Source organism: Escherichia whittamii, from assembly GCF_014836715.1.
GTDB lineage: Bacteria > Pseudomonadota > Gammaproteobacteria > Enterobacterales > Enterobacteriaceae > Escherichia > Escherichia whittamii.
Genome location: NZ_JACSQI010000005.1, coordinates 37,094 through 57,654 on the forward strand (window position 1 = coordinate 37,094; position 20,561 = coordinate 57,654).

18 protein-coding genes and 1 pseudogene are annotated in these 20,561 nt (G+C 50.4%); 10 read left to right on the forward strand and 9 right to left on the reverse strand.

Annotated features, from left to right (window positions below):
- Positions 1 to 125: 125 nt before the first annotated feature.
- The gene (bglX, locus tag H9644_RS09780; protein WP_191774369.1) at positions 126 to 2,423 is read right to left on the reverse strand and encodes a beta-glucosidase BglX; all 2,298 of its coding nucleotides are present in this window, start codon (positions 2,421 to 2,423) and stop codon (positions 126 to 128) included.
- Between the two features lie 195 nt (positions 2,424 to 2,618).
- Between bglX and dld the strand changes: the two genes are divergently transcribed.
- Positions 2,619 to 4,334: a D-lactate dehydrogenase gene (dld, locus tag H9644_RS09785; protein ID WP_191774371.1), complete on the forward strand. Its 1,716-nt coding sequence runs from the start codon at positions 2,619 to 2,621 to the stop codon at positions 4,332 to 4,334.
- 211 nt (positions 4,335 to 4,545) lie between these two features.
- Here dld and pbpG read toward each other — a convergent pair whose 3' ends face one another.
- Positions 4,546 to 5,475, reverse strand: a complete 930-nt coding sequence (pbpG, locus tag H9644_RS09790) for a D-alanyl-D-alanine endopeptidase (RefSeq protein ID WP_064527004.1) — start codon at positions 5,473 to 5,475, stop codon at positions 4,546 to 4,548.
- Positions 5,476 to 5,648: 173 nt separating this feature from the next.
- Positions 5,649 to 6,236 (reverse strand): Yip1 family protein, encoded by a 588-nt coding sequence (locus tag H9644_RS09795; protein ID WP_001295454.1) that lies wholly within the window; start codon positions 6,234 to 6,236, stop codon positions 5,649 to 5,651.
- A gap of 168 nt (positions 6,237 to 6,404) precedes the next feature.
- On the opposite strand from H9644_RS09795, the gene H9644_RS09800 reads away from it, so the two are divergent.
- Positions 6,405 to 6,983, forward strand: coding sequence for a DedA family protein (locus tag H9644_RS09800; RefSeq protein ID WP_064526857.1), 579 nt, complete (start codon positions 6,405 to 6,407; stop codon positions 6,981 to 6,983).
- Between the two features lie 122 nt (positions 6,984 to 7,105).
- Here the strand turns inward: H9644_RS09800 and H9644_RS21570 are convergent.
- Positions 7,106 to 7,177: pseudogene (locus tag H9644_RS21570) on the reverse strand (hypothetical protein); the annotation flags it as partial.
- 52 nt (positions 7,178 to 7,229) lie between these two features.
- A complete protein-coding gene (mdtQ, locus tag H9644_RS09805; RefSeq protein WP_191774373.1) occupies positions 7,230 to 8,666 on the reverse strand; it encodes a multidrug resistance outer membrane protein MdtQ in 1,437 nt (478 codons plus the stop codon).
- Positions 8,667 to 8,888: 222 nt separating this feature from the next.
- On the opposite strand from mdtQ, the gene yohP reads away from it, so the two are divergent.
- Positions 8,889 to 8,972 carry a small membrane protein YohP gene (yohP, locus tag H9644_RS21575; RefSeq protein ID WP_000691708.1) on the forward strand — a complete coding sequence of 28 codons (84 nt, stop codon included), beginning with the start codon at positions 8,889 to 8,891 and terminating at the stop codon, positions 8,970 to 8,972.
- 396 nt (positions 8,973 to 9,368) lie between these two features.
- Here yohP and dusC read toward each other — a convergent pair whose 3' ends face one another.
- Complete coding sequence (dusC, locus tag H9644_RS09815; protein ID WP_064526854.1) at positions 9,369 to 10,319, reverse strand: tRNA dihydrouridine(16) synthase DusC; 951 nt, start codon at positions 10,317 to 10,319, stop codon at positions 9,369 to 9,371.
- A gap of 273 nt (positions 10,320 to 10,592) precedes the next feature.
- Between dusC and H9644_RS09820 the strand changes: the two genes are divergently transcribed.
- The 7 genes from H9644_RS09820 to preA all read left to right on the forward strand — a co-directional run bounded on the left by H9644_RS09820 (position 10,593) and on the right by preA (position 16,517).
- The gene (locus H9644_RS09820) at positions 10,593 to 10,991 is read left to right on the forward strand and encodes a CidA/LrgA family protein (protein WP_064526852.1); all 399 of its coding nucleotides are present in this window, start codon (positions 10,593 to 10,595) and stop codon (positions 10,989 to 10,991) included.
- On the forward strand, positions 10,988 to 11,683 hold the full coding sequence (locus H9644_RS09825; RefSeq protein WP_064526850.1) for a CidB/LrgB family autolysis modulator: 696 nt from the start codon (positions 10,988 to 10,990) through the stop codon (positions 11,681 to 11,683). The genes H9644_RS09820 and H9644_RS09825 overlap by 4 nt, the downstream gene beginning before the upstream one ends.
- A 129-nt stretch (positions 11,684 to 11,812) precedes the next feature.
- A complete protein-coding gene (cdd, locus tag H9644_RS09830; RefSeq protein ID WP_105289006.1) occupies positions 11,813 to 12,697 on the forward strand; it encodes a cytidine deaminase in 885 nt (294 codons plus the stop codon).
- 199 nt (positions 12,698 to 12,896) lie between these two features.
- Positions 12,897 to 13,616 carry an outer membrane permeability protein SanA gene (sanA, locus tag H9644_RS09835; protein WP_064526846.1) on the forward strand — a complete coding sequence of 240 codons (720 nt, stop codon included), beginning with the start codon at positions 12,897 to 12,899 and terminating at the stop codon, positions 13,614 to 13,616.
- A gap of 2 nt (positions 13,617 to 13,618) precedes the next feature.
- Complete coding sequence (locus H9644_RS09840; protein WP_064526844.1) at positions 13,619 to 13,858, forward strand: DUF2542 family protein; 240 nt, start codon at positions 13,619 to 13,621, stop codon at positions 13,856 to 13,858.
- 191 nt (positions 13,859 to 14,049) lie between these two features.
- A complete protein-coding gene (preT, locus tag H9644_RS09845; protein ID WP_064526843.1) occupies positions 14,050 to 15,288 on the forward strand; it encodes an NAD-dependent dihydropyrimidine dehydrogenase subunit PreT in 1,239 nt (412 codons plus the stop codon).
- Positions 15,282 to 16,517, forward strand: a complete 1,236-nt coding sequence (gene preA / locus H9644_RS09850) for an NAD-dependent dihydropyrimidine dehydrogenase subunit PreA (protein WP_064526841.1) — start codon at positions 15,282 to 15,284, stop codon at positions 16,515 to 16,517. Before preT ends, preA begins: the two co-directional genes overlap by 7 nt.
- 151 nt (positions 16,518 to 16,668) lie before the next feature.
- Here preA and mglC read toward each other — a convergent pair whose 3' ends face one another.
- The 3 genes from mglC to mglB are packed head-to-tail and all read right to left on the reverse strand — an operon-like array spanning position 16,669 to position 20,274.
- A complete protein-coding gene (gene mglC, locus H9644_RS09855; RefSeq protein WP_001275110.1) occupies positions 16,669 to 17,679 on the reverse strand; it encodes a galactose/methyl galactoside ABC transporter permease MglC in 1,011 nt (336 codons plus the stop codon).
- Positions 17,680 to 17,694: 15 nt separating this feature from the next.
- Positions 17,695 to 19,215: a galactose/methyl galactoside ABC transporter ATP-binding protein MglA gene (gene mglA / locus H9644_RS09860; protein ID WP_191774375.1), complete on the reverse strand. Its 1,521-nt coding sequence runs from the start codon at positions 19,213 to 19,215 to the stop codon at positions 17,695 to 17,697.
- Positions 19,216 to 19,275: 60 nt separating this feature from the next.
- A complete protein-coding gene (gene mglB / locus H9644_RS09865) occupies positions 19,276 to 20,274 on the reverse strand; it encodes a galactose/glucose ABC transporter substrate-binding protein MglB (protein ID WP_001036964.1) in 999 nt (332 codons plus the stop codon).
- Positions 20,275 to 20,561: the final 287 nt, after the last annotated feature.

Consider the following 20,561-nt stretch of genomic DNA (forward strand, 5'->3'; position numbering starts at 1 on the left):
ATGCGGCGCGAGCGCCTTACCCGACCTACAAACGTTGAAAATTCAACAAATTGCAACCATCCTGTAGGTCTGATAAGCGCAGCGCATCAGGCAAAGGGCGCAAGCTTCGCGCCCTCGCTAAAGAATTACAGCAACTCAAATTCACCTTTCTTAACGCGTGCGGAATCGGTGCCGATAAAGACGTTGAACTTGCCTGGCTCGGCATCATATTTCATCTGCTGATTCCAGAACTTCAGCGCCTCAATATCGATCGGGAAGCTGACGGTCTGAGTTTCGCCCGGTTTCAGGGTGATTTTCTCAAAGCCTTTCAGCTGTTTCACCGGGCGGCTCATGGAAGCGGTCACATCCTGCAAGTACATCTGAATCACCGTCGCCCCTTCGCGTTTTCCGGTGTTCGTCACCTGTACGCTGGCGGTCACTTTGCCGTCACGCTTCATGGTCGGGGCAGAAAGTTTCACATCAGAGACGGTAAAAGTAGTATAGCTCAGGCCATAACCGAACGGATAAAGCGCCCCGTTTGCTTCATCGAAATAACGTGAAGTGTATTTGTTCGGCTTGTCGGCATTATACGGACGACCGGTATTCAGATGGCTGTAGTAAACCGGGATCTGCCCAACAGAACGCGGGAAGGACATCGGCAGCTTTCCGGACGGGTTGTAATCACCAAATAACACGTCGGCAATCGCATTACCCCCTTCAGTCCCGGCAAACCAGGTTTCCAGAATCGCGTCTGCTTGCTGATCTTCTTTGACCAGCGCCAGCGGACGGCCATTCATCAGCACCAGCACCAGCGGTTTTCCAGTGGCTTTCAGCGCCGCAATCAAATCGCGCTGGCTTTGCGGAATAGTGATATCGGTCCGACTGGAGGCTTCGTGCGCCATCCCCTGGGCTTCACCAACCACAGCCACCACCACATCAGATTGCTTCGCGGTCTGTACCGCTTCATCAATCATCTCTTGCGCAGAACGAGGATCGACTTTTACCGCTTCTTCATACTGATTCAGGAAGTCAATAATGCCTTTATCACTGGTGACGTTCGACCCTTTGGCGTACAACACCTTGCCGTTTTCACCGACGGCATTTTTAATCCCGGTCAGCACGGTCACGGATTGATCGACGACACCGGCTGCTGACCAGCTTCCCATTACGTCACGTTTACTGTCCGCCAACGGGCCAACCACCGCAATGGTGGCAGATTTTTTCAACGGCAGCGTTTCGAGACGGTTTTTCAGCAGCACCAGACTTTCGCGCGCCACTTCACGCGCTTCTTTGCGGTGTAGGCGGCTTTCGGCATTGGTATCAACAGGGTCAGATTCTTTCGGACCAAGATGGCTGTATGGATCGTTAAACAGCCCCATATCATATTTAACGTTCAATACGTGGCGGGCGGCGTCGTCCAGCTCTTCCATGGTCACTTTGCCTGACTTGATCAAACCAGGCAGATACTTCGAGTAGTACTCGTCGCTCATGCTCATGTTGATCCCGGACTTAAGCGCCACGCGCACCGCATCTTCCGGGTCTGCCGCCGTACCGTGCTTGATCAACTCTTTGATTGCGCCATGATCGGAAACCGTGATGCCTTTAAAGCCCCACTGATCGCGCAGGACATCCTTCAGTAGCCAGGAGTCAGAAGTTGCAGGCGTGCCGTTGAGTGAGTTCAGCGCCACCATCACCGCGCCGCTGCCTGCATCCAGCCCCGCTTTGTACGGCGGCATATAGTCATTAAACAGGCGCTGCGGACTCATATCGACAGTGTTGTACTCTTTACCGCCTTCTACCGCGCCGTAAGCCGCGAAGTGTTTGACGCTGGTCATCACCGAGTAGCGATCCGCCGGACTTTTGCCCTGCATCGCTTCAACCATGGTTTTACCCATAATTGAGGTCAGATACGTATCTTCGCCAAAACCTTCAGAAGCGCGACCCCAGCGCGGATCGCGCGAGACATCGACCATCGGCGCCCAGGTCATGTTCAGGCCATCGTCCGCCGCTTCATAGGCAGAAACACTTCCTACGGTTTTCACCGCATCAAGATTAAAAGATGACGCCAGACCGAGGCTAATCGGGAAGACAGTACGTTGACCGTGCAGCACGTCGTAAGCAAAGAAAAGAGGAATTTTCAGGCGGCTCAGTTCCATCACCTGATCCTGCATGGCGCGGATATCCTGACGTGTGACGGTATTAAAAATTGCGCCAACCTGCCCTTCTTTGATCATCTCGCGGATCGCCTCTTTCGGGTTATCCGGGCCGACGCTGATTAAACGCAGCTGACCAATTTTCTCATCAACCGTCATTTTTTTGAGCAGTTCGGTGACGAACGCATCCCGCGCTTCGGGCGTTAATGGATGGTTGCCGAATAAATCATCCGCCAGTGCTGGCTGTAGGGCCAGACTCACTGCGATACCTACTGAACATAGCCATTTCATGTGGATTATTCTTCCTCTGTTGCCCGACGTGGCAGCGAAAATGGTGCAAAAGCGGTAGTTTGCCATAAGCATGATGGAGAGAGAAAAAGAAAGCTCAGTTTATTGTCTGAATTTTCAAAATATTCACTCGCTGAATTGTCATACAAGGCGCTATTCTAGTTGGTGATATTTTTTCGCCACCACAAGGAGTGGAAAATGTCTTCCATGACAACAACTGATAATAAAACCTTTTTGAATGAACTTGCCCGTCTGGTCGGTCATTCACACCTGCTCACCGATCCCGCAAAAACGGCCCGCTATCGCAAGGGCTTCCGCTCCGGTCAGGGTGACGCACTGGCCGTTGTTCTCCCTGGCTCGCTACTGGAATTGTGGCGAGTACTGAAAGCCTGCGTCACCGCCGACAAAATTATTCTGATGCAGGCCGCCAATACCGGTCTGACCGAAGGCTCCACGCCAAACGGTAACGATTATGATCGCGATATCGTTATCATCAGCACCCTGCGCCTCGACAAGCTGCATGTTCTCGGTAAGGGCGAACAAGTGCTGGCATATCCTGGCACCACGCTCTATTCGCTGGAAAAAGCCCTCAAACCATTAGGTCGCGAACCGCACTCGGTGATTGGTTCATCGTGTATTGGCGCATCGGTTATTGGCGGCATATGTAATAACTCCGGCGGCTCGCTGGTGCAGCGTGGCCCGGCGTATACCGAAATGTCGTTGTTCGCGCGCATAGATGAAAACGGCAAGCTGACGCTGGTTAACCATCTGGGGATTGATCTGGGCGAAACGCCGGAGCAAATCCTCAGTAAGCTGGATGACGATCGCATAAAAGAAGATGATGTGCGCCACGATGGCCGCCACGCTCATGATTATGACTATGTTCACCGCGTACGAGATATTGAAGCCGACACTCCCGCACGTTATAACGCCGACCCGGATCGCCTGTTTGAATCCTCCGGTTGCGCCGGAAAACTGGCAGTATTCGCGGTACGTCTTGACACCTTCGAAGCGGAAAAAAACCAGCAGGTGTTTTACATCGGCACCAATCAGCCGGAAGTACTGACCGAGATCCGCCGCCATATTCTGGCCAATTTTAAAAATCTGCCGGTTGCCGGGGAATACATGCACCGGGATATCTACGATATTGCAGAAAAATACGGCAAAGACACCTTCCTGATGATCGATAAGCTAGGCACCGACAAGATGCCGCTATTCTTTAATATCAAGGGACGTACCGATGCGATGCTGGAGAAGGTAAAGTTCTTCCGTCCACACTTTACCGATCTCGCCATGCAGAAATTCAGTCATTTGTTCCCCAGTCATTTGCCGCCGCGCATGAAAAGCTGGCGCGATAAATATGAACATCATCTGCTGTTAAAAATGGCGGGGGATGGCGTGGGCGAAGCAAAATCCTGGCTGGTAGATTTTTTCAAACAGGCCGAAGGCGATTTCTTTGTCTGTACGCCGGAGGAAGGTAATAAAGCGTTTTTACACCGTTTCGCGGCTGCGGGTGCAGCGATACGTTATCAGGCGGTACATTCCGATGAAGTCGAAGACATTCTGGCACTGGATATTGCTCTGCGGCGTAATGACACCGAGTGGTATGAACATCTGCCGCCGGAAATCGACAGTCAGTTGGTGCATAAGCTCTATTACGGGCATTTTATGTGCTATGTCTTCCACCAGGATTACATCGTTAAGAAAGGCGTGGATGTGCATGCATTGAAGGAACAGATGCTGGAATTGTTACGCCAGCGCGGCGCGCAATATCCTGCCGAGCATAACGTCGGTCATTTGTATAAAGCACCGGAGACGCTGCAGAAGTTCTATCGCGAGAATGATCCGACCAACAGTATGAATCCTGGGATCGGTAAAACCAGTAAACGGAAAAACTGGCAGGAAGTGAAGTAAATATAGCCGGATGCGGCGTAAACGCCTTATCCGGCCTACGGGTACGGCACATTTTGTAGGCCTGATAAGACGCGCCAGCATCGCATCAGGCATCGTGCGCCGACTGCCGGATGCGGCGTAAACGCCTTATCCGGCCTACAGGTACGGCGCATTTTGTAGGCCTGATAAGACGCGCAAGCGTCGCATCAGGCAATACCAACAGTGATTAAACTTAATCGTTTTGTGCCGTCTGCCCCGCCGCCATCTGGGCGGCTTTTTGTTTTTTATAGCTCAACGCCGCTGCCGGAACGGGCATTACTTTGCCGGTTTCAATCCATGTACGCAGGCGGCTGGCATCGGCAAAATGGGTATATTTGCCAAACGCATCCATCACCACCAGCGCCACCGGTTTATTATTAAAAACCGTGCGCATCACCAGGCAATGCCCTGCTGCATTGGTAAAGCCGGTTTTGGTTAGCTGGATATTCCAGTTATCGCGATACACCAGATGGTTAGTATTGCGGAACGGCAGCGTATACGACGGGTTAGAGAAGGTCGCCATATCTTCACGGGTGGTACTTAACTGACCGATCAACGGATACTGTTTGGTGGCAATCAACAATTTGGTCAGGTCACGTGCAGTTGAAACGTTATGCACCGATAGCCCGGTCGGTTCAACAAAGCGCGTGTTGTTCATCCCGAGAGCTTTTGCTTTCGCATTCATTGCTTTAATAAACGCGTTATAACCGCCAGGATAATGATGTGCCAGGCTCGCCGCCGCGCGGTTTTCTGAGGACATCAGCGCCAGAAGCAGCATATCTTTGCGGCTGATTTCGCTATTCAGTCGTACGCGCGAATAGACCCCTTTCATCTCCGGCGTCTGGCTGATGTCTACTTTTAATTTTTCATCCAGCGGCAGTCGCGCATCCAGCACAACCATCGCGGTCATTAATTTGGTGATTGAGGCAATCGGACGCACCAGATCCGGGTGGTTCGAATAGATCACTTTGTTGGTATTGAGATCAACAATCATCGCGCTACCGGAAGCAATTTCCGGCTGCGAAGCGGTGGCAGCGGCTGCCGTTTTCGCAGCGGCCTGCGGTGCAAAAGGCACAGCCAGCATCAGGGCCAGGCTAAATAAAGAAACTCGAAATTTCGGCATGATGAGCATTCAAATAGTGGTTCACGCGCACGGGTTGCGCACCGCCGGAGTAAGGATTTACTGAGGCTAGCGAAGCCATCATAACGAGCAAAAAGTGCGGTCGTCAAAGGAGAATCGTGAGGAAATGCTGCATTGCTGACATTTACGCCAGCAATGCAACACAAAAGAACTTTCTAGAACAGACGATAACCGTACCCCCATAGTATGACGGTAAGAGCAAGCAGGACTTCCAGCACTAGCACGCCAATCGCCAGTGTCGAACTGGAGAAGCTAAGACCTTCCTCTTTGTTGATATTCAGGAAGCTTGGAATACCGAGATAAAGCAGATACCCCGTGTAAAACAGCGCCACCGTGCCGACCAGAGCACACAGCCAGACCAGCGGGTAAAGCGCTACCAGACCGCTTAAAAACAGCGGCGTCGCGACGTATCCCGCGAAGACCATACAGTGCGCAAGCGACGGGCGCTGTGGGTAATTGCGCGCCATCCACCAGATGACTCGCCCCATCACCGCGACCCCAGCCAGCATAACGCCATAAAACAAGACAGCCAAAGCCAGTCCGGTAAACCAGGATAACTTCAGGATAGTACCATCGCCAAAATTCCAGCCGATTTGCGTGGTGCCAATGAAAGCGCAAATCACCGGAATCGCCGCCATCAGCAAAACGTGGTGGGTGTAGTGATGAGAAATCGTTTCGTTTTCACGATTAATCACCTGCATTTCACGATCGGGATGGGAAAACAGCCCCCAGACATGGCTCATACCGCCCCCTTGTTGTGAGTTCATGAACCTGACAGTTCAAGTATAAGTCAGCTTGTGATTATTTTTTGTGCGATTACTAAATTAGTGCGCCACACAGTGGGGCTTTTTCTGCGCAAATAATTCACTGGGTGTATGCTTACAGGCAACCAAAGGGAGACAGACTGGCTTATGGATCTCAATACACTCATCTCACAATATGGTTATGCCGCGCTGGTACTTGGCAGTCTGGCTGAAGGTGAAACCGTCACCTTGCTCGGTGGTGTTGCCGTACATCAGGGGCTACTGAAATTCCCGCTGGTGGTACTTTCCGTAGCACTTGGCGGCATGATTGGCGACCAGGCGCTTTATCTGTGTGGACGGCAGTTTGGCGGCAAGCTGTTACGACGCTTCTCAAAACATCAGGACAAAATCGAGCATGCCCAAAAGCTGATCCAACGTCATCCGTATCTGTTTGTTATTGGTACACGTTTTATGTATGGCTTTCGGGTGATTGGTCCGACGCTGATTGGCGCCAGTCAGCTTCCGCCGAAAATATTTCTACCGCTGAATATTCTCGGCGCATTTGCCTGGGCGCTGATTTTTACCACTATTGGCTACGCAGGTGGTCAGGTGATTGCGCCGTGGTTGCACGATCTTGACCAGCATCTAAAACACTGGGTTTGGTTGATTCTGGCTGTGGCTCTGGTGGTTGGCGTTCGCTGGTGGCTGAAACGGCGAGGGAAGAAAAAGCCAGATAATCAGGCGTAAAGCTGTTGTCTCGGATAAGGCGTTCACGCCGCATCCGGCAACAGGTGCTCTATGCCTGATGCGACGCTTGCGCGTCTTATCATGCCTAAAAAAAATATTACCCATTGAATATCAAAACCTTACTGCGCCAGTAATAACGCGCACGCTTTACCTATCCCTGAATCAGAAGCAGTAATAATCGCGACCTGTGCCATTGGGTTCTCCGCCTGACGCTGACTAAACGTTAAGTATAGAAAGCGCATAGCCTCAGCGTTTGTAGCCCCCGCCCAACGCACTGGTGAGTTGAATGGAGGCATCCAGCCATTGCCCTTGTAAAAGCAGGCCGTTGGCTCGTTCGCGAAGCGCCGGAATTCTGGCTTCACTAACGCGGGAACCAGCGATGATACCCGCGTTAAATCGCGCCTGCGCCAGCCCCACCACACGCAAAGCATCGCGCTCAATTTGCGCCTGATGCTGGTTTTTCTCTGCCAGTGTCTGAACCTGACTCGCCGCCCGCGCCACGTCATTCACCGCCTCGACCACGGCTTTGTTGTAGTTGGCAATCGACAAGTTGCTTTCGGCTTTCGCAATGTCAAGATTGGCGTTAAGCCTGCCGCTGTCGAATATTGGCAATGTCAGCCCCGCCGTGACGCCCATCTGTTGGGCGGAGCTACGAAAAAGATCGCTTAAATGCAAAGCATCCTGTTGCAGGAAGGCCATCAGATTGATGTCGGGATAAAATGCCGCTTTTGCTGCGTCGATGGTACTTAACGACGACTCGACGTACCAATGTGCCGCCTGCAAATCTGCCCGCCGGGCCAGCAAGGAATATCCCAGTTCATCAGGAAGCTGGCTTGCCACTTTCGGCAACGCGACCGGATGTAGCTTCAATGCGCTTTGCTGATAGTTGGTGAGCGCACTTAATCGCGCCTCGATAATTTTCATCTTACCCGCGACATCGTTGAGCTGTTGCTGGGTTTTACTGGCATTAATATCGGTTTCCACACCTTCAACCGAAGAGGTAATTCCACGCTGATAGAGCTGGCGATCGGTCGCAATAATGGTGTTCTGCTCTTTTTCGATTTGCTGCAAGACCGTGTTTAACGCCGCCTGGGTTTGCCACTCCCAGTACAGGCGTGCCACGCTGCCAGCCAGCAATTGCCGGGTCTGCTCACGTTCAGCCGCCCGCGCTTTAACCGTCCCCAGTCGAGCAGTGACTTCCGCCCGATTCTTTCCCCAGATATCAAGATGCCAGCCTGCCGTTAAACCAAAAGTACCGTTGGTGTACCAGGGTCCCGTGGTGCCAGCTGCTGGATCGTTCAGGGCAAACGGCCCCATTAACCCTTCAGCTGACATTTTTTGCCGTTCCATATCCGCAGAAAAATCTACCTGCGGGCCATCCTGGGTCGCTACTGCTTTCGCCTGCGCTTCAGCCAGTTGAATGCGCTGTTCAGCTACCTGCATATCCGGCGCGTTCTGTATTGCATTATTAATTAAGGAAGTGAGTTGATTATCGTGGTATTCCAGCCACCACTGGCTGTCTGGCCAACCGTTTTTCAATGCCGCAGGTAACGCTGTGTCCACTTGCGTGGCAGGCGTTTGCAGGCTTAACGCCTGACGAGTTTCGTGTACAGGCGCACATCCTGCCAACAAAATTAAAAGCGGAAAACAGACGCTTGCTGCATTAAATGAATCACGATTCATAGGGAATAATCAGGTAAGAAACGGTGCGCGGAGATTACCGTGTGTGGCGATATATTTTTTAGTTTCGCGTGGCAATACATCAGTGGAAATAAAGCGACATATCCAGAAAAATATACAGCAAGTGAATGATATTCTCTGATTTATCTTAATCGTTTATGGATAACGGCAAAGGGTTTCATTTTTACCTATACTTATTCAGCACTCACAAATAAAGGAACGCCAATGAAAATTATACTCTGGGCAGTATTGATTATTTTCCTGATTGGGCTACTGGTGGTGACTGGCGTATTTAAGATGATATTTTAGAATATCAGATAAACCAGATATGGCAGATAGGTAGTCTGGATAGTATTAGATGTTTTGTGTACTTGATTTACAAACAGCTCCGGTGTTGGTGGCGTCAAAATCGCCGAGGCGTTCCCTGGAGGCCGTGGCAGCCCACATGGATGTGGGCTGAGGGCGCGTCTTACAGGGATGTTACCTCGCGCCCGACCCGGTAGCCGTAAGGGATAAGCCGAGGGTACCGCGCAGCGGCGATTTTGTTCGCCAGAGCCCGGGGGTGCAGGGGGCGGCGGCGATTGGCCGCCCCCTGCGCGCTCCTTGCGCCAGTTGCAATATATGGCTTAGAACATGAAAGGAGCGCAACAAAACGATGAAGCTGAATAAGCGATTCCTTGTCTCTAATATGCTGCGATTCCACTATTATCGCAGCTTATCAATATCAATTGCCTGAATAGCCTTTGCGATATCAGGGGAATTATTCAACACCCGCACATGCTGAAATAATCCCGTTGCTTCATCATATTCTTTACGTAAATAACTCAACCACTGCTTAATCCGCGCGACGTGATATAACCCGGTATCTCCCTGTTTCTCCAGACGGGTATACTTTTGCAGCAATGCAACGACCTCCGGCCACGGCATTCGCGGTTCGTTATATTTCACCACCCGACTCAGGTTGGGAATATTGAGCGCCCCGCGCCCAATCATCACCGCGTCGCAGCCGCTGATAGCCATGCATTGTTGCGCACTCTGCCAGTCCCAGATTTCACCATTGGCAATCACCGGAATATTCAGCCGCTGGCGAATCTCGCCAATCGCCCGCCAGTCGATATGCTCTGCACGGTAACCCTGTTCTTTTGTCCGCCCATGCACGACCAGTTCCGTAGCTCCAGCTTGCTGAACAGCATCGGCAATTTCAAATTTCTTCTCGCCACTGTCCCAGCCCAGACGCACTTTCACGCTGACGGGCAAATGCGCCGGTACGGCTTCGCGCATCGCTTTCGCGCCCTGGTAGATGAGTTCAGGATCTTTCAGCAACGTTGCCCCACCGCCGCTGCCGTTAACCGTTTTCGACGGGCAGCCGCAGTTAAGATCCACGCCCCAGGAACCTAATTCCACCGCACGGGCGGCATTCTCTGCCAGCCATTGCGGGAACTGCCCCAGCAACTGTACGCGCACCAGCGTCCCTGAAGGAGTACGGCTGGCATTTTGTAGCTCAGGGCAAATGCGATGAAAAACTTTTACCGGCAGCAGTTGATCCACCACGCGAACAAACTCAGTGATGCACAGATCGTAGTCGTTAACTTCGGTCAGCAATTCGCGCACCAGAGAGTCAAGTACCCCCTCCATTGGCGCCAGTAACACACGCATATCATCACCCGCAAAAAAATGAGGCGCTATGTTAGCGCCTCCGGTCAGCGGATTAAAGGTCTGCCGAGTGAGATTACTGCAAAGCTACAATCCCTCTCTATGCTTGATCTATGGCAAACACACTTGCTGTTGCGAAAAAGCAGATTTGCCTGAGTTCGCTGCTCACATCGTCATACCCAGGCGCGAAAAATAAGCGATGAATTCTTAATGTGATCGGTAGCACGTTTTACGAATTAATTGTATGATGAATCCATCTCATCTGGGGTGTTGATTATGAGTAAGACACTGAACATTATCTGGCAATATTTACGCGCTTTCGTCCTGATTTATGCCTGCCTGTATGCAGGCATTTTCATTGCATCCCTGCTACCGGTAACCATTCCGGGCAGCATCATCGGGATGTTAATCCTGTTTGTCCTGCTGGCCTTGCAAATTCTTCCGGCGAAGTGGGTCAATCCGGGGTGTTACGTTTTAATTCGCTATATGGCGCTATTGTTTGTGCCTATTGGCGTAGGCGTAATGCAATATTTTGATTTACTACGCGCGCAGTTTGGCCCGGTAGTAGTTTCCTGTGCAGTCAGTACGCTGGTGGTTTTTCTGGTGGTGAGCTGGAGCTCGCACCTGGTGCACGGTGAACGTAAAGTCGTAGGTCAGAAAGGATCAGAAGAATGATGGCAAATATCTGGTGGTCATTACCACTAACGTTGATTGTCTTTTTTGCCGCACGCAAACTGGCAGCGCGGTATAAGTTTCCACTGCTTAACCCGTTACTGGTGGCAATGGTGGTGATCATTCCTTTTCTCTTGCTGACCGGCATCTCTTACGACAGCTACTTTAAAGGCAGCGAAGTGTTAAACGATCTGCTGCAACCGGCAGTCGTCGCGCTGGCCTATCCTTTATATGAACAGCTGCATCAGATCCGCGCCCGCTGGAAATCAATCATCACCATCTGTTTTGTCGGCAGCGTGGTAGCGATGGTGACGGGGACTTGCGTGGCATTGTTGATGGGGGCTTCACCGGAAATTGCTGCGTCAATCTTACCGAAATCGGTCACTACGCCAATTGCGATGGCGGTCGGCGGGAGTATTGGCGGTATTCCGGCAATTAGCGCAGTTTGTGTCATTTTCGTCGGGATCCTCGGCGCGGTCTTTGGTCATACGTTGCTTAATGCAATGCGTATTCGTACTAAAGCGGCGCGCGGTCTGGCGATGGGGACGGCTTCTCACGCCCTCGGTACGGCACGCTGTGCCGAACTGGATTATCAGGAAGGCGCATTTAGTTCGCTGGCGTTGGTGCTATGCGGGATTATTACCTCGCTGCTCGCACCGTTTCTTTTCCCGATTATCCTGGCAGTAATGCGCTAAAATTTGCGATGCGTCGCGCATTTTCGATGCAAGTTTCACGCGTTGCATGATTAATGAGATTCAGATCACATATAAAGCCATAACAGGTTCGTAAACTGTTATCCCATTACATGATTATGAGGCAACGCCATGCATCCACGTTTTCAAACTGCTTTTGCCCAACTTGCGGATAACTTGCAATCTGCGCTGGAACCTATTCTGGCAGACAAGTACTTCCCCGCTTTGTTGACCGGGGAGCAAGTCTCTTCGCTTAAGAGCGCAACAGGGCTGGACGAAGACGCGCTGGCTTTCGCACTGCTACCGCTGGCTGCGGCCTGTGCGCGTACGCCATTGTCAAATTTTAACGTTGGCGCTATTGCACGCGGCGTGAGTGGTACATGGTATTTCGGTGCCAATATGGAATTTATTGGTGCAACAATGCAGCAAACCGTTCATGCCGAACAAAGTGCAATCAGCCACGCCTGGTTAAGCGGTGAGAAAGCTCTCGCGGCCATTACCGTTAACTACACCCCTTGTGGTCACTGCCGTCAGTTTATGAATGAACTGAACAGCGGTCTGGATCTGCGTATTCATCTACCAGGTCGCGAAGCGCACGCACTGCGTGACTATCTGCCGGATGCCTTTGGACCAAAAGATCTGGAGATTAAAACGCTGCTGATGGACGAGCAGGATCACGGCTTTACGTTAACTGGCGATGCACTTTCTCAGGCAGCGATTGCCGCGGCGAACCGTTCACACATGCCTTATAGCAAGTCTCCCAGCGGAGTGGCGCTGGAATGTAAAGATGGCCGTATTTTCAGTGGTAGTTATGCGGAAAACGCGGCGTTCAACCCTACGCTGCCACCGTTACAGGCCGCGTTAATTCTGTTGAATCTCAAAGGTTATGATTACCCGGATATTCAGCGCGCGATTCTGGCAGAAAAAGCCGACGCACCGTTGATTCAATGGGATGCAACCTCAGCAACACTGAAAGCCCTCGGTTGTAACAACATCGACCGCGTTCTCCTCGCTTAAGCCTTATGCCGGATGCGTTACGCTTATCCGGCCTACTGGTCTGGTATGTTTTGTAGGCCTGATAAGACGCGCCAGGCGTCGCATCAGGCTTGCCAACTTATCCCGGTGTCGAAAATCCCGGCAAACAGTTTGCCGTTTCTTGCGCAAAGCCCGCAGGTAAAGTAGCCTGATTGAAATTCCCCAAGATCGAGTTTTCTGCATGTTAAAGCGCGTGTTCTACAGCCTGTTAGTCATGATCGGCTTGCTGCTGTTAACTGTGCTCGGCCTCGATCGCTGGATGAGCTGGAAAACCGCGCCTTATATCTACGACGAATTGCAGGATCTCCCCTACCGTCAGGTCGGTGTGGTGCTTGGCACGGCAAAGTATTATCGCACCGGAGTCATTAATCAGTATTACCGCTACCGTATTCAGGGGGCGATTAATGCATATAACAGCGGTAAGGTGAACTATCTATTACTTAGCGGCGATAATGCGTTGCAAAGTTATAACGAGCCGATGACCATGCGCAAAGATTTAATAGCCGCCGGCGTCGACCCCTCTGATATTGTTCTCGATTACGCGGGATTCCGAACGCTGGATTCCATCGTACGCACGCGCAAAGTGTTCGATACAAACGATTTCATTATTATCACCCAGCGTTTTCACTGTGAGCGGGCATTATTTATTGCTTTACATATGGGTATTCAGGCCCAGTGTTATGCCGTACCATCACCAAAAGATATGTGGTCGGTACGTATTCGCGAATTTGCCGCCCGTTTCGGCGCACTGGCTGACCTTTATATTTTTAAACGTGAGCCGCGCTTTTTAGGTCCATTGGTCCCTATTCCGGCAATGCATCAAGTGCCGGAAGATGCGCAGGGCTATCCCGCCGTCACGCCCGAGCAGTTACTTGAATTACAAAAGAAACAAGGAAAGTAGTTATGGATGTACAGCAGTTTTTTGTCGTTGCCGTTTTTTTCCTGATCCCTGTATTTTGTTTTCGCGAAGCGTGGAAAGGCTGGCGTGCTGGCGCGATTGATAAACGAGTTAAAAATTCGCCGGAACCGGTGTATGTCTGGCGCGAAAAAAATCCGCGGCTCTTCTTTGCTTATATGGTGGCGTATAGCGGTTTCGGACTTTTATCTGTTGGCATGATTATTTATCTTATTTTCTATCGTTAATATCCCCCTCTCCAGTTAATTATTGAGAATAATTATTACTTCACCTGATAAGCTGCGGATATCACATTCTTAACCGCAGCTATTTGTGAATCTTTTCACAGTTTAAATTTCCCCGCACGCTTAGCCTTCATATCAGTACATATATTTACTAAACGCTCGCCTTAATTACCTATAGCATTAAGGAAGATCACATGCCGCAACAAAATTATCTGGATGAACTCACTCCGGCTTTTACGCCTTTACTGGCGATTAAAGAAGCCTCTCGCTGTTTATTATGTCACGACGCGCCCTGTAGTCAGGCTTGTCCGGCACAAACCGATCCGGGAAAATTTATTCGCTCCATTTATTTTCGTAACTTTAAAGGTGCTGCCGAGACAATTCGCGAAAATAACGCGCTCGGTGCCGTTTGCGCCAGAGTATGCCCGACGGAAAAATTATGCCAGCGCGGTTGTACACGAGCCGGGGTCGACGACCCGATTGATATTGGTCGCTTACAGCGTTTTGTTACTGATTTCGAACAGCAAACCGGAATGGAAATTTATCAGCCCGGCAGTAAAACGCTCGGCAAAGTGGCGATTATTGGTGCAGGCCCCGCCGGATTACAAGCTAGTGTGACACTGACCAACCGGGGATACGACGTCACGATTTATGAAAAAGAAGCACAGCCAGGTGGTTGGCTGCGTAACGGTATTCCGCAATTTCGTTTGCCGCAATCGGTGCTGGATGCAGAAATCGCCCGTATCGAAAAAATGGGTGTGACCATTAAGTGCAATTACGAGATTGGTAAAACGCTCACGCTGGAACAATTGAAAGCAGAAAACCGAGCGGTACTGGTCACCGTGGGGTTATCGAGCGGTTCTGGTCTGCCGCTGTTTGAACACAGCGACGTTGAAATAGCCGTCGATTTCTTGCAACGCGCGCGCCAGGCGCAAGGTGATATCAGCATCCCACAGAGCGCATTAATTATTGGCGGCGGCGATGTCGCGATGGACGTTGCCAGCACGCTGAAAGTTCTTGGTTGTCAGGCGGTGACCTGTGTAGCGCGCGAAGAGTTAGATGCGTTTCCGGCAAGCAAGAAAGAGTTCACCAGCGCCCAGAAATTGGGTGTATCGATTATTGATGGCTTTACGCCAGTGGCAGTAGACAGCAATAAAGTCACCTTTAAGCATGTTCGTTTACCAGGTGAACTAACGATGGCGGCGGACAAAATTATTCTCGCCGTAGGTCAACATGCCGAACTTGCTGCTTTTTCCGCACTGGAACCACAGCGTAACACCATCGAAACGCAAAATTACCAGACCTGCGACCCGCAACTGTTTGCCGCTGGCGATATTGTTGAGGGTGACAAAACCGTAGTTTATGCCGTGAAGACCGGGAAAGAAGCCGCCGAGGCGATTCATCATTATTTAGAGGGGGCTTGCTCATGTTAACGAAAGATCTTTCTATTACCTTTTGCGGCGTGAAGTTTCCCAACCCGTTCTGCCTCTCTTCTTCGCCGGTTGGCAATTGCTACGAGATGTGCGCCAAAGCCTACGACACAGGCTGGGGCGGAGTGGTATTTAAAACGATCGGTTTTTTTATCGCTAATGAAGTCTCGCCGCGTTTTGATCATCTGGTAAAAGAAGATACCGGATTTATTGGCTTCAAAAATATGGAGCAGATTGCCGAGCATCCGCTGGAGGAGAATCTGGCTGCCCTGCGTCGACTGAAAGAAGATTACCCCGACAAAGTATTGATCGCCTCGATCATGGGGGAAAATGAGCAACAGTGGGAAGATCTGGCGCGTCTGGTGCAAAAAGCTGGCGCCGATATGATCGAGTGTAACTTCTCCTGTCCGCAAATGACTTCCCATGCGATGGGGAGCGATGTCGGGCAAAGCCCGGAACTGGTAGAGAAATATTGTCGAGCGGTGAAACGTGGTTCTACGCTGCCAATGCTGGCGAAGATGACGCCGAATATCGGTGATATGTGCGAAGTGGCGCTGGCGGCGAAACGCGGCGGCGCAGACGGCATTGCGGCGATTAACACCGTCAAATCCATCACCAATATCGATCTTAATCAGAAAATCGGTATGCCGATCGTCAACGGTAAATCGAGTATTTCCGGTTATTCCGGTAAAGCGGTGAAACCGATCGCCCTGCGCTTTATTCAGCAAATGCGCACGCATCCAGAACTGCGCGATTTCCCGATCAGCGGTATCGGCGGTATTGAAACCTGGGAAGATGCAGCGGAGTTTTTATTGCTCGGCGCGGCAACGTTGCAGGTGACCACAGGCATTATGCAGTACGGTTATCGCATTGTGGAAGATATGACGAGCGGGTTGTCGCATTACCTTGCCGATCAGGGATTTGCCTCGTTGCAGGAAATGGTGGGGCTGGCGAATCATAATATTGTTCCGGCAGAAGATTTAGACCGCAGTTATATCGTCTATCCCAACATCAATCTCGATAAATGTGTTGGCTGTGGGCGCTGTTATATTTCCTGTTACGACGGCGGTCATCAGGCAATGGAGTGGAATGAGAAAACGCGCACGCCACATTGTAATACCGAGAAATGCGTCGGTTGTTTGCTTTGCGGTCACGTCTGCCCGGTTGGTTGTATTGATCTTGGGGAAGTGAAGTTTAAAAAAGGTGAGAAAGAACATCCGGTAACGTTGTAGAACCAGCATCGCATCCGGCATTTGATACCGATTGCCGGATGCGGCGTAAACGCCTTATCCGGCCTACAAAACCATACAAATCAGTATGTTGAACCCATTGTAGACCGGATAAAACGCGCCAGCGTTGCATCCGGCAATGCCCGCCTTCACATCACTTCTTACGCGCGTACTTCAGTGAATCCAGCGCCACGGCGAAGATAATAATCGCCCCTTTGATGATGTACTGCCAGTACGGGTTTACGCCAATGTACGTCAGACCATAGTTGATGACCGTAAAGATAATGACCCCGGTCACCACGCCAATGACCGTCCCCACACCGCCGCTGAATGATACGCCGCCCACCACGCACGCCGCGATAGCATCCAGCTCATACATAAAGCCGAGGTTGTTGGTGGCAGAGCCGATACGTCCGGCTTCTAACATTCCGCCGAAGGCATAGAACACACCAGACAACGCATAGATCATCAGCAGGTTCAGTCCAACGTTGACACCAGAAACTTTCGCCGCTTCCGGGTTACCGCCAATTGCAAAAATGTTCTTACCGAAACGGGTTTTGTTCCACAGTACCCAGACGAACGCCACCGCAATCAGGGCGTAGAAGGTGATGTAAGAGAGCCGGAAACTCCCCAGCGCAATAAAGCCCTGGGCAAACGTGGAGAAACCACTGTCGAAACCAGAAATCGGCGACGCACCAACAAAGTCGTAATAGAGCGAGTTAATGCCGTAAACGATGATCATCGTGCCGAGAGTGGTTATGAACGGCGTCACGTTGAGATAAGCGATAATCAGGCCGTTGATCAAACCGATAACCGCGCCAATAGCACAGACAATCAGAATAACCAGCGCAATCGGCATAGTTGCCATTTCCGGGAATACTTTGTTGGCGTTATCCATCGACTGCAATAACGTCGCCGCTACTACTGCCGCCAGCCCCACCTGGCGACCTGCAGAAAGGTCTGTCCCCTGGGTGACAATTAACCCTGCCACGCCGAGCGCGATAATAATACGCACCGATGACTGGGTAAGAATATTACTTAAGTTCAACAGACTTAAAAATGTTGGGTCCTGGAAAATTATAATGGCCAGCAAAACTAAAAGAACGACGTAAATACCGCCCTCTTTCAGGTAAGTAAGAAAACTTTTCTTATTTAACGCACTCATGGGAAGCCCCTAATCTTAAAGGTGCAAAGACGCAAGACGCAGAATTTCGTTTTGCGTTGTTGTTTTTGTATCGACAATTCCGGAAACGAGGCCATTGCTCATCACCAGAATACGGTCTGTTATCCCTAACAACTCTGGCATTTCAGAGGAGATAATAATAATCCCCTTGCCTTTCTTCGCCAGTTCGGCAATTAACTGATAAATTTCAAACTTCGCCCCGACATCAATTCCGCGCGTTGGCTCGTCGAGCATTAATATTTCCGGTTGCGTGAGTAACCAGCGACCAATAATCACCTTTTGCTGATTACCACCGGAAAGCGAACCAATTTGTGTCCGATGACCTGGCGTTTTTACCCGCATCGAATCAATGACCCACTGGGTATCACTTTTCATCCGCGAATTATCCAGCAAGCCAACTTTGTTTTTGTAATTGCGAATATTGGAAATTAACGAGTTAAATCCGATATCCAGATAGGCATAAATTCCTGTTGAGCGGCGTTCTTCAGTTACCAACGCGAATCCGTGGTTAATGGCTTCGTTGGCGTTATGGTTATTGATCTTTTTGCCATGCAACGTAATGGTGCCAGCAGATTTCTCGCGAATGCCAAATAACGTCTCAACAATATCGGTACGTTTCGCCCCCACCAGCCCGGCAATACCGAGGATCTCCCCTTTATGCAGGTCAAACGAGACATCACGAATCGACGGCTGGCGCAGTGACGTCAGGTTACGCACTTCGAGGATCACTTCCCCCGGCTTGTTTTCTTTATCCGGGAAACGCTGGTTAAGAGAACGACCAACCATCATGGCAATGATCTTGTCCATCGTCAGCCCTTCCAGCGGTTCGGTCGCGATCCACTGACCGTCGCGCAATACGGTAACTTCATCACATAACTGGAAAATCTCTTCCATTTTATGCGAGATATAGACAATACCGCAGCCGCGTTCCTTTAATTTACGAATAATAGTGAACAGATGATTAACCTCTTTTTCGGTTAACGAAGAAGTCGGTTCATCCATAATCACAATTTTCGCGTTATAGGAAAACGCTTTAGCAATTTCGATCATCTGCATTTGCGAAACAGATAATGTCCCGACGCGCGCACGTGGATCGATATCAATTTCCAGTTCATCAAAAATCGCTTTCGTTTCGCGGTACATTTTGTCCTGATCGACAAACATGCCTTTGGTGGGATATCGCCCCAGCCACATGTTGTCCATGACCGAACGTTGCAATACCAGGTTTAATTCCTGATGTACCATCGAAATACCGTTTTCCAGCGCTTCTTTGGCAGAGTGAAAATCGATTTCTTTACCCTGAAATAAAATGGTGCCGGAATCTTTTTGATAGATACCGAACAGGCATTTTAATAATGTCGATTTTCCCGCACCATTCTCCCCCATTAAAGCATGGATGGAATGTGGCCGAACTTTTAAATTGACATTATCAAGAGCCTTCACACCGGGAAAGGACTTGTTGATACCGCTCATTTCCAACAAGTATTCACCTGATGACGGAGTCGTTGAGCTGACCATATAATTTTACCTTGTTGGCCATACAATAAGGGCGCAATAAACTATTGCGCCCGTTCAGTCTTATTTCTTGCTGAATTCAGCCAGGTTATCTTTATCTACGCCAACATAAGGTACGCGCACCACTTTGTTGTCGATTTTCCAGTTGGTGCCGTCAGCGGCGCCCTTGCCATCGGCCAGGTTTTTCGCCAGATCAAAAGTCGCTTTCGCCTGGTTGTTGGCATCATTCAGCACGGTGCCAGCCAGCGCACCGGATTTCACCAGCGCCAGTGCTTCTGGCAACGCATCAACGCCAAACACCGGAATGCTGGACTTGTTGTGTGCTTTCAGCGCTTCAACCGCGCCCATTGCCATCGCATCGTTGTTAGCAATAACCACTTCGATTTTGTTGGCGTTCGGGCCAGACAGCCAGGCGTCCATCTTATCTTTCGCCTGAGCGGTGTCCCACATAGCGGTATCTAACTGTAACTGTTCAGTTTTGATGCCTTTGTCGTTCAGCTCTTTAATCACGTAAGTGGTACGTGCTTCTGCATCCGGATGGCCCGGCTCGCCTTTCAGCAGTACGAACTGAATCTGACCATCTTTGTTGAGATCCCAACCCTGATTCGCAGCCCAGTGTTTAGCAATCAGATCGCCCTGGATAATGCCGGACTCTTTGGAGTCAGTACCAACGTAGTAGGCTTTGTCGTAGCTATCCAGCGCTTTACGGGAAGGTTCTTTATTGAAGAAAACCACCGGCACGTTTTGTCCGCGCGCTTTCTCAATCACCGTACCCGCAGCTGCCGGGTCAACCAGGTTGATTGCCAGGGCCTTCACCCCTTTCGCCAACAGCACATCAATCTGATCGTTCTGCTTGGACTGGTCATTCTGTGAATCATTCATCAGCAACTGGACGTCTGGTGCTGCTTTCGCATCCTGTTCGATAGCCTTACGCACCACAGACATAAAGTTATCGTCATATTTATAAATCGTCACACCAATACGGGTATCAGCAGCGTGTGCAGCGGCGCCGAATAACATGCTGGCCATCACAGCAGACAGGGTTAACACCTTCTTGTTCATGGTATCTCCGGTTTTTCTTATGCAGGGTAGTACTTGAGATAAATGCTTGGCGGGGCAGTATAGTTAATGAAGTGTTACTGAACGCCGAAGCTCACGTTTTAAAATTCGTTCTTCCATGCCCGGTAACGCTCCATAAAACGGCTCTAATTGTTGTGATGACGCCATAACCTCGATAAAAGCGATTACTCACTGTTACATACAAGTTACAACGTTAAAACAGTGCAATCATAGCTACCACATTGTTAACATACTGTGAAACCACTCACAAATTGAAAGCGGTTACATCC